Genomic DNA, 8940 nt, shown 5'->3' on the forward strand with positions numbered 1-8940 from the left:
CGGCGCCTCGATGATCGATCCCAAGCGCGTTTTGCGCGCCCTCGCCGAACACTGGACGTTGCTCGAACCGCTCTGCGAGCGCTTCGACGCCGGCACCCTGAGCCTGGTCGAGCTGCGCAGCCAGCTCGCCACGCAGTTGCCCGACGCCACGCCCAGCGACACCACTGCCCTGCTCGACACCTGGATCCGCCTGGACATCCTGGTGCCGGTGGCCAAGAGCCCTAATCGTTTCGAGCTCAACGCGCAGATCCACGACTTCCTGGCCTACCTGCGCCGCGAGCACCGCCTCGGCCTGTGCCTGGAGATCGAAGCCTACCTGCGCCATCTGGAGCGCCTGGCCGGCTATATCCAGGACGCCTTCGAGGTGCGCGACGCCAACGACCTGGCACGCCAGCTGCGCCTGCTCGATATGCGCGTGCGCGACGTGCTGAAGAAACTGGCCAACGACGAACAGGCGCTGGTTGGCGTGGCCGACCGCGCGAAGACCAGCGATCGGCAAATCCCCCTGCGCCAGCGCTACGCCGAGGTGTTGGCCACCTGGGACGAGTACGTCGAGCCGATGATCCAGCTGGTCGCCGCCGATGGCGCCTTCGAGCAGGGCGTGCGCCGCGTCGAACAGGTGCTGCTGCGCCTGCTCGGTGACCAGCAGCGCCTCGGCCAACTGGTCGACGACGACCTGCTGCTGCGCACCCATGCGCGCATCCTGGAAATGCAGACCACCGCCCAGCTGACCCTGCGCAAGGCCCGCGAGCTGCTGCTGCCGCTACGCGAGGAAGCGCGCCGGCACAACGCCGTGACCCGCGGCGCCGCGCTGGCGCTGTCGGTGATCCGCAAGAAGGGCATCGACGCCGTGCCGCAGGCGGCCATGCCGCTGTTCACCCGGCCGCAAAGCAACTTCCTCGGTTCGGCCAGCCAGGTCGAGGCCTACGTCTACGCCCTGGCGCGCTTCGAAGCCAAGCCGGCGCATTTCCCCAAGGCCAGCGGCAGCCGCAAGGGCGGCGCGCCCAAGGCGCCGAAAACCGCGCGGGAAATGATCGAGCGCTGCGAGCAGGCCCTACCGCTGCCGGATCTGATGACCTGGCTGCTGGAGCAGGAACCGGAAGGCGCCACAGACGAATTGCTTTACTGGTTCTCGCGACTGTCACGCGAAGGCCGCTTCCAGCGCGACCGTCTGGAACGCCAGACCTATCTGACCCGCGAGCACGAAATCAGCATCAGCTCCTACGCCCTGGTGGGCCGCCCCCATGCTTGAACGCGACGCAGGGCGGACAACGCCCTTTTTGTCCGCCTTGGCGATTGCCAGGCAGCAGGACTCGCCAGTGCATGACCATCACGTAGGGTGGGCAACGCTTTCCTTGTCCACCTCGTCGATCACCGGGCGGTGGACGGATGAAGCGTCGTCCACCCTACTCCTGCCCACCATCGGCCATTTCGACCTATCAGGTGGAGCGCGCTCAACCGCACTCGACCCAACGCTTGCCCGTGAGCACCGTCTATGAATATCGACCTGAAAGAAATGACCCAGCTCGCGGCCGCCTTCCGCGACCTGTTCAAGGGCTACCACATCTCGCGCAGCGAGCCGGAGTGCTACGCCCAGCTGTCCAGCATGCAGGACCAATACCGCGCGCTGTTCCGCGCCCTCGGCTTCGAGCTGGTTTGCGACCCGCGTGGCTTCTATTACTTCGTGCCCGAGCAGGTGGCGCCGCAGGTGAACAAGACTGCACAGCGCCTGGCGCTGTTCACCTTCATTCTGGTCGAGCACCTGGCCGACCAGGGCCGCGACCCGCTCTCTGTACTCGACGGCGGCAGCATCGGCCGTGACGAGCTGCCAGCGCTGCTGGAAAAGTACCGCGACCTGTTCCTGCAGGCCGAGGTCACCACCTTCGAGGAGCTGGAAGACAAGATCATCCGCCGTCTCGTGCAGCTTGGTTTCGCCGAGGACAGCAACGGCGTGTACCGCTTCCTGCCGCCGATGCACCGCTTCCTCGACGTCTGCCTGTCGGTGCAGCACGACCGCGACCTGGCTGCCAGCCTGCACAGCAGCGACCTGCCGCTGCCGGCACCGGTGCTGCTGGACGATGACGGCGATGTCGACACGGCAGTTGCCATCGACACCGACGAATCCGAGGAAGACGCCCTGGCCCGCGCCATGGCAGAAGAACGCGCCGCACAGGAGATGGACGCATGAGCCAGGAACGCTACGGCATTCGCCGCTTCGCCCTGCTGAACACCGCCGGCTACAGCCTCGGCCTGTTCCCGCTGGAAAACCCGCTGTCGGTCTACGGCGCCAACAACCTGGGTAAATCCGCCTCGATCAACGCCCTGCAGTTCCCGATCCTGGCGCGCATGTCGGACATGAGCTTCGGCAAGTACAGCCTGGAAGCCTCGCGCAAGTTCTACTTCGCCTCTGATACCAGCTACATCCTCGTCGAAGTCGCCCTGCCCCACGGCCCGCATGTGATCGGCGTGGCTGGTCGCGGCCCGGGTGGCGGCTTCAGCCACCAGTTCTTCGCCTACGCCGGCGAGCTGGATCTGGAACACTACCAGCAGAACGGCACCTGCCTGCGTCAGCGCGAACTGTTCAAGAACCTCGGCCAGGCTGGCATCACCGCCTACGAACTGAAGCCCGACGAACTGCGCCGCCTGCTGGTCGGCGGCCACACCAGCATCCCGCTGGACCTGACCCTGATCCCGCTGCGCTCGACCAGCGAGCAGAGCCTGAAGACCTTCCGCGCGCTGTTCATCAACCTGCTGCACATGCGCGAAATCACTGCGGCCAAGCTCAAGCAGCTGTTCCTCGATGCCTTCGAGCACAGCCTGCGCTCGGGCAGCGTCGACTACATCGCCGCCACCGAGGAAGCCTTCCGCGACGTGCGCCGCATGGAGCAGGACTACCAGGCTCTGGTGACCGCCGGCCCCTTGATCGAAGCACTGGCCTCGGGCGTGGCTCAGCGCGAAGTGCTGCGCGGCAAGCTGCACCGCCTCTCGCCGCTGCTCGATAACCTGCTGGGCACTTGGCACGACTACGCCGATGCGCGCAAGGAAGAGCTGGTCATTCAGGCTGAGCACTATCGAAACGAGCAGGACGGCTTGCAGAACGAGCAGCGCGGCGGCACGGCCGAGCTGATGCGCCTGGAGCGCGAGATCAGCGAAATCCAGCGCTGGCTGGGCGAGCTTGCGGTGCTGAAGAACCGCTTTGCCCTGGTGGAGAATGCCAAGGTACTGGAAGAGCAACTGCTCGCCGCCAAGGACGCCCACGACGAACTGGCCGGTGCCCTGGCGCAGTCCCGTCAGTTCTCCAGCGAAGACCTCGACGAGCGCCTGCGCGACCTGGAAAAACGTCTCAAGTCGGTCAAGCAGCAGCTCGACCACGCCGACAACAACAGCTACTCGCGCCTACGCGAGGAGTTTTCCCAGGCTGACGTCGACCGTCTGATGCGCCTGTTCAACGGCCAGCTGTTCAGCCTGCCGCTGGGTGAGAAAGGCATCCAGGCCGAGGGCGACGACTGGGTCAAGGCCGTCGAGGCGGTGCTGGATCGCTTCAAGGGCGATACCTTCGCCGTGCCGGGCCTGTCCATCGACCTCAGCCATATCGAGCCCCCGGCGCTGCAGGCACTGGCCGACCGTGCCGCCCTGCGCGACCAGAAGGATCGCCTGGAGCGCGAGCTCAAGCAGCTCAAGACCCAGCAGTCGGTGGCTGCCGACCGCGCCGCCAGCAAGGCCCAGGCCGAAACGCTGTACCAGGCCGTACTGGATGCGCAGAAGGCCCTGGAAGACTTCCGCAAGAGCCAGACCCTGGCTGCCGAGGAGCCGCAGAAACTGGAGCGTCTGGCCGAACTGGAAGGCGCCCAGGACGAGCTCAAGCGCGCCAGCGATGCCTTCGCCGAGCGCGTGCAGCAACTGTCCGCCAAGCTGCAACTGATCAGCCGCCAGATCGGTGATCTGGAGTCCAAGGAACGCACCCTGGAAGACGCCCTGCGTCGTCGCCAGTTGCTGCCGGCCGACCTGCCCTTCGGCACGCCGTTCATGGAGCCGGTGGACGACTCGCTGGACAACCTGCTTCCGCTGCTCAACGACTACCAGGACACCTGGCAGGCGCTGCAACGTGTCGACGGCCAGATCGAAGCACTCTACGCCCAGGTACGCCTGAAGGGCGTCGCCAAGTTCGACAGCGAGGACGATGTCGAGCGCCGCCTGCAACTGCTGGTCAACGCCTACGCCCACCGCCAGGACGAAGCCCTCACTCTAGCGAAGGCCAGACGTGCGGCAGTCACCGATATCGCCCGCACCCTGCGCAACATCCGCAGCGACTACGACAACCTGGAGCACCAGCTGGCGCTGTTCAACCGTGAGATCAACAAGCGCCAGGTTTCCAACCTGCAGAGCTTCCGCATCGTCTTGGCGCCGAACAAGGAAGCCCTGCGCCATATCGACCAGATCATCCACAGCGCCGGCCAGTACGAGGAAGGCGAAACCCTGTCGGTGTTCGACCTGTCGCAATCGGCCGAGCAGGACGCCAAGAACGAGGAGGCCAAGGACTACCTGTCGCGCCTGGTGGCCGCCAACGGCAACCAGCTGGGCCTGAAGGACCTGTTCGAGCTGGCCTTCGAGATCACCAAGGTGCATGGCCAGCCGGTGATCCACACGGACATCGATGGCGCCGCCTCCAACGGCACCACGATGACCATCAAGGCGCTGACCAACATGTACCTGCTGCTGCATCTGATGGATCGCGAGCAGGCCGGGCGCGTGCGTCTGCCTTACTACCTCGACGAGGCGGCGGACATCGACGAACGCAACCAGCAGGCCCTGATCGAGACCAGCCTGCAGCTTGGCTTCGTGCCGATCCTGGCCTCGGTCAAGCCACAGGTCTCGGCTCACGTGGCCATCGATCTGGAGGGTGGCAGCGGCCCCAACGGCATCTATATCGACGAGGCGGACTGGAAATTCATCAAGCCGCGCGAAAGTGCCAAGGCGCAGGAGCCTGCGCAGGAGGAAGCTGCCGAGCCGGCCTGACCCCATCGCGGCTGAAGCCGCTCCTACAGACAGCCTTGTGTAGGAGCGGCTGGGCGGCATTCCGCTTCAGCCGCGAGCTTTAATAGACTGAAAATGAAAGGGCCGCTCATTGCGGCCCTTTCATCTATGGTCTGCTCACTTCTCCAGCACAATCTTCGGTGCCCAATCCAGCCAGCCTTCAGCCGGCTCTTCGAACAGCGCGAAGGTCTGCCCCGGCAACGCCGGCCCGCCCATTTCCGGATTGTTCGGCGTGGCAAAGGCAATGCCGCCCTCGAGCAATGCCTCCAGTGACTCGGTTCTCACCTTCACGCCCTTGAACAGCCCGGCATCCACACCAATACCGCTGGCGTTCCAGAAACGGCTGCCCGAACGCACCAGCGGCGCGTAGCGCGGCTCGATCAGCGCATGGATCAATACACGATCCGAGGTCGGCCCCAGTTCGAAATCCACCACCTTGCCCACCGGCACCTCGCGGTAACTGACGATCACCCCCGGCTTGATCGAACCGCGCCGCGGCGCACTTAGCACCAGTCGTAAACCTTCTTCGCGCACAGCCTGATTCGGGGCGCTGGCCAACGCGGTGAATTCGCTACGGCGTGCCCCCTTCAGGCCAGCAGGTTGCACCTCCAGATACTGACCGCTGACCAGAGTGCCGAGATTCGCGGCGCGGGTCAGACTCAACTCCGGCTTCACCACCCAGAACTGCGTACCCTCACGGGCGATCTGCTCGGCGGCCTGAGTAATACGCACATTCAGGATCACCGCCTGCAGATCATCGGTCAGGCTCAGGTTCTCCACCTTGCCGACCTCCAGGCCCTTGTAGCGTACGAGCGTACCTGGCTGCAGACCGTCGCCGTCACTGACGCGAATACTGATCTGCTGCCCCAGCTGCAAGGCGCTTTCACGATCCGCGTGCAGCGCAAAGCGCTGCACCTGGCGGTTCGACCTGCTGGCCTGTAGATCCGGTGTCTCGAAGGCAATACCGCCGGCCAGTAAGGTCTGCAGCGACTCGCTCTTGACCTCGACACCCGACAGCCCGCCCTTGAGGGTAATACCGCTGGCGTTCCAGAAGCGCGTGGAGGTGTTCACCAGGTGCGTGTACTCCGGCTCGATATGCACACCGAGCACCACTTGGCGGTCATCACGCGACAACTGGAAGCTCTGTACCGAGCCCACCCGCACCTGCTTGTAGAGTACCGGGCTGCCCACTTCCATCGAGCCCAAGGTGTCGCTGAACAGCACCAGGTGCAGTCCGGGCGCACCCAGATCGAGTGGCGGCGCCTTGGCCCTGGCCTCGAAGGAGCGGGCCGCCGGTTTGCCGCTTTCACCCGGACGCATGGCGATGTAGTTGCCCTTGACCAGCGCCTCCAGGCCGGTAATGCCGGCCAACGAAATGGAAGGACGGACGACCCAGAAATCGGTGCCCTCGACCAGGTAATCTTCGACACGCGGATCGAGCATCAGCTCGACCTGTGCGCCGCTCAGATCGGTATCGACCTTGAAGGTTTTCATCTGCCCGACCTGGATGCCTTTGTACATCACCGGCGTGCGACCGGCCTCCAGCCCCTCGAAATCCTGCAGCTTCAGCGCGACCCTGATGCCGGCTTGGGCCGCGTCGTAGTCCTCGTAGAGGCGGAAGGGAATGCTGGGGTCGGTAGGTGGGCTGTCGGCCCGGTGTTCGGGCGTGGAGAAGGCGATACCGCCGGCCACGATGCTGGCCAGTGACTCGGTGCGCACCGTGACGCCCGAGAGGCCGGCGTCGATGGAGATCCCGCTGGCGTTCCAGAAACGCGTGTGCTTGCGTACCAGGTTGGCGTACTGCGGCTGGATGAACAGTTTCACCTCGACCGTGCTCTGGTCTTCGCCGAGCTTGTAGCTCTTCACCCGGCCGACCTGAATCTGCTTGTAGAACACTGGGCTGTCCTTGCTCAGCGAGCCCAGTCGTTCGGCCTTGAGGGTCAGGTGCAGGCCTGGCTCGCTGTCGGACATCGGCGGCGCGTCGGCAAGCGCCGTGAAGCTGCGCGCCAGATCGCCCTGGCCGGGGCTGACGGCGATGTAGTTGCCCGAGACCAGGGTCTCCAACCCGGTAATGCCGGCCAGGCTGACGCTGGGCTTGACCAGCCAGAAGCGCGTCTCGCTGCCCAGATTCTTTTCCATGTCCTGGTTCATTTCCACGGTCGCGATCACACCACGGCTGTTTTCACCTCGATCCAGCGCCAAGGCCACGACCTTGCCCACCGACATGCCCTTGTAGATCACCTCGGTCTTGCCGGCCTGGATGCCTTCACCGGTCAGGAACACCACCTCGATTTCGACACCGGCATCGCTGTACGCACGCCAGGCCAGCCAACCGCCGATCAGCAGGGCAATAAGCGGCAGCACCCAGATGGCCGACCAGTTCGAAGCGGGACGCGTCTTGGCCAGAGGAAGGTCAGTCATGGTCGATTTCCGTGTTGTCCCAGATGAGACGAGGGTCGAAAGTCAGTGCCGCCAGCATGGTCAGGATCACCACACAGGCAAAGGCAGCGGCGCCGGCTCCGGCTTCGATGCTGGCCAGGCTGCCGAAATTTACCAACGCCACCAGAATTGCGATGACGAAGATGTCGAGCATCGACCAGCGGCCGATCCACTCGATGAAGCGATACATGAGAATGCGCTGGCGAGCGGACATCGGCTGATGCCGCTGCACCGAGTACAACAATAGAGCGATACCCACCAACTTGAACGTGGGCACCAGAATGCTGGCGATGAACACCACAGCCGCAATCGGCAGCATGCCCAGGTGAACGAGCTCCAGCACACCGCCCATGATGGTCGCTGGCGCGCCTCTGCCCAAACTGTTGACCGTCATGATCGGCAGCAGGTTGGCCGGGACATAGAGAATCGCCGACGTCAGCAACAAGGCCCAGGTACTCGCCAGGCTATTGGGTCGACGTGCGTGTAGCTGTCCGCCGCAGCGACTGCAGTACTGGTGCCTGACATCCTTTTCGATCGGGTTGAGTTGGTGGCACTCATGGCACACCTGCAGCCCGGCATCAATCGCCCGCATGGATATCCTCCCCGGACAACGCTTCCCAGATCTGATGCGGCGACATGGTCACTTCAAGCCACACCTGCACCAGCAGTAATGCGATGAAACAGAACAACCCCAGGCCCAGGCTCAGGTCAGCCAGGTCCATCAACTTCACCATCGCCACCAGAATGCCCATCAGATAGACCTCGAGCATCCCCCACTCGCGCATATGATGATAGATCCGATAGAGCAACAGACCGTAGCTGCGACCGAAGTCGAAACGAATGCTCAGCAACACCAGAAACTGGCAGAGCAGCTTGAGCAGCGGAACCGCCATGCTGCTGAGGAAAACCACCACGGCAATGCCCTGCATGCCGCTCTCGTAGAGACCAAGTACGCCACTCCACACGGTATCCTGCGTAGTCTGGCCCAGCAGATTGAGCTGCATGATCGGCAGAAAGTTGGCCGGGACGTACAACAGCAAAGCGGTCAGCACCAATGCCATGCTACGCCGCACCACATGATGCCGGTGGCTGAACAGCTCGTAGCCACAGCGCGGGCATTCGGCGCTTTCCCCGTCCTGCAACAACGGCTTGCGCATCAGCAGATCGCACTCGTGACAGGCGACCAGTTGCTCGAGCGGCAAGGATGACAAGGAAGGTTCGGGCGGCGAGTCAGACATGAAAGTCCCCTGCAGAATTCGCGCATTCTACCCGAGCGGCGCCAAAGGCCGACATGCTCTCTCGTTAGATGCGCAGCCGCTCTTCCAAACTTTTCTGCCGCACAAAGAAGAAACCCCAGACCGCTTTAGCGATCTGGGGTTTCGTATAGGAGCTTGACGATGACCTACTCTCACATGGTGAAGCACCACACTACCATCGGCGATGCGTCGTTTCACTACTGAGTTCGGG

General features: G+C 63.8%; 6 protein-coding genes. 3 read left to right on the forward strand and 3 right to left on the reverse strand.

The window, feature by feature from the left end; genetic code table 11:
- Positions 1-10: 10 nt before the first annotated feature.
- From mksB to mksF, 3 genes are all read left to right on the forward strand, one after another.
- The gene (gene mksB / locus P3C50_RS11105; protein ID WP_197858279.1) at positions 11-1252 is read left to right on the forward strand and encodes an Mks condensin complex protein MksB; all 1242 of its coding nucleotides are present in this window, start codon (positions 11-13) and stop codon (positions 1250-1252) included.
- 243 nt (positions 1253-1495) lie between these two features.
- On the forward strand, positions 1496-2188 hold the full coding sequence (gene mksE, locus P3C50_RS11110) for an Mks condensin complex protein MksE (protein WP_275546044.1): 693 nt from the start codon (positions 1496-1498) through the stop codon (positions 2186-2188).
- Positions 2185-5016 carry an Mks condensin complex protein MksF gene (gene mksF / locus P3C50_RS11115; protein ID WP_275546045.1) on the forward strand — a complete coding sequence of 944 codons (2832 nt, stop codon included), beginning with the start codon at positions 2185-2187 and terminating at the stop codon, positions 5014-5016. The genes mksE and mksF overlap by 4 nt, the downstream gene beginning before the upstream one ends.
- A gap of 135 nt (positions 5017-5151) precedes the next feature.
- Here the strand turns inward: mksF and P3C50_RS11120 are convergent, their stop codons facing one another.
- Genes P3C50_RS11120 through P3C50_RS11130 form a run of 3 tightly spaced genes read right to left on the reverse strand, consistent with a single transcriptional unit; the run spans position 5152 to position 8711 of the window.
- The gene (locus P3C50_RS11120) at positions 5152-7455 is read right to left on the reverse strand and encodes a PqiB family protein (RefSeq protein WP_275546046.1); all 2304 of its coding nucleotides are present in this window, start codon (positions 7453-7455) and stop codon (positions 5152-5154) included.
- Positions 7448-8065 (reverse strand): paraquat-inducible protein A, encoded by a 618-nt coding sequence (locus P3C50_RS11125; RefSeq protein WP_275546047.1) that lies wholly within the window; start codon positions 8063-8065, stop codon positions 7448-7450. The genes P3C50_RS11120 and P3C50_RS11125 overlap by 8 nt, the downstream gene beginning before the upstream one ends.
- Entirely contained in the window at positions 8052-8711 is a 660-nt protein-coding gene (locus P3C50_RS11130) for a paraquat-inducible protein A (protein WP_275546048.1), read from the reverse strand. Before P3C50_RS11130 ends, P3C50_RS11125 begins: the two co-directional genes overlap by 14 nt.
- Positions 8712-8940 lie beyond the last annotated feature (229 nt).

Source organism: Pseudomonas sp. Marseille-Q0931 (assembly GCF_940789645.1).
Taxonomy (GTDB): Bacteria; Pseudomonadota; Gammaproteobacteria; order Pseudomonadales; family Pseudomonadaceae; genus Aquipseudomonas.

Coding starts and splice junctions, on each gene's coding strand:
- mksF (WP_275546045.1), top strand. CDS start 2,185: ATGAGCCAGGAACGCTACGGCATTCGCCGCTTCGCCCTGCTGAACACC.
- mksE (WP_275546044.1), top strand. CDS start 1,496: ATGAATATCGACCTGAAAGAAATGACCCAGCTCGCGGCCGCCTTCCGC.
- P3C50_RS11120 (WP_275546046.1), bottom strand. CDS start 7,455: ATGACTGACCTTCCTCTGGCCAAGACGCGTCCCGCTTCGAACTGGTCG.
- mksB (WP_197858279.1), top strand. CDS start 11: ATGATCGATCCCAAGCGCGTTTTGCGCGCCCTCGCCGAACACTGGACG.
- P3C50_RS11125 (WP_275546047.1), bottom strand. CDS start 8,065: ATGCGGGCGATTGATGCCGGGCTGCAGGTGTGCCATGAGTGCCACCAA.
- P3C50_RS11130 (WP_275546048.1), bottom strand. CDS start 8,711: ATGTCTGACTCGCCGCCCGAACCTTCCTTGTCATCCTTGCCGCTCGAG.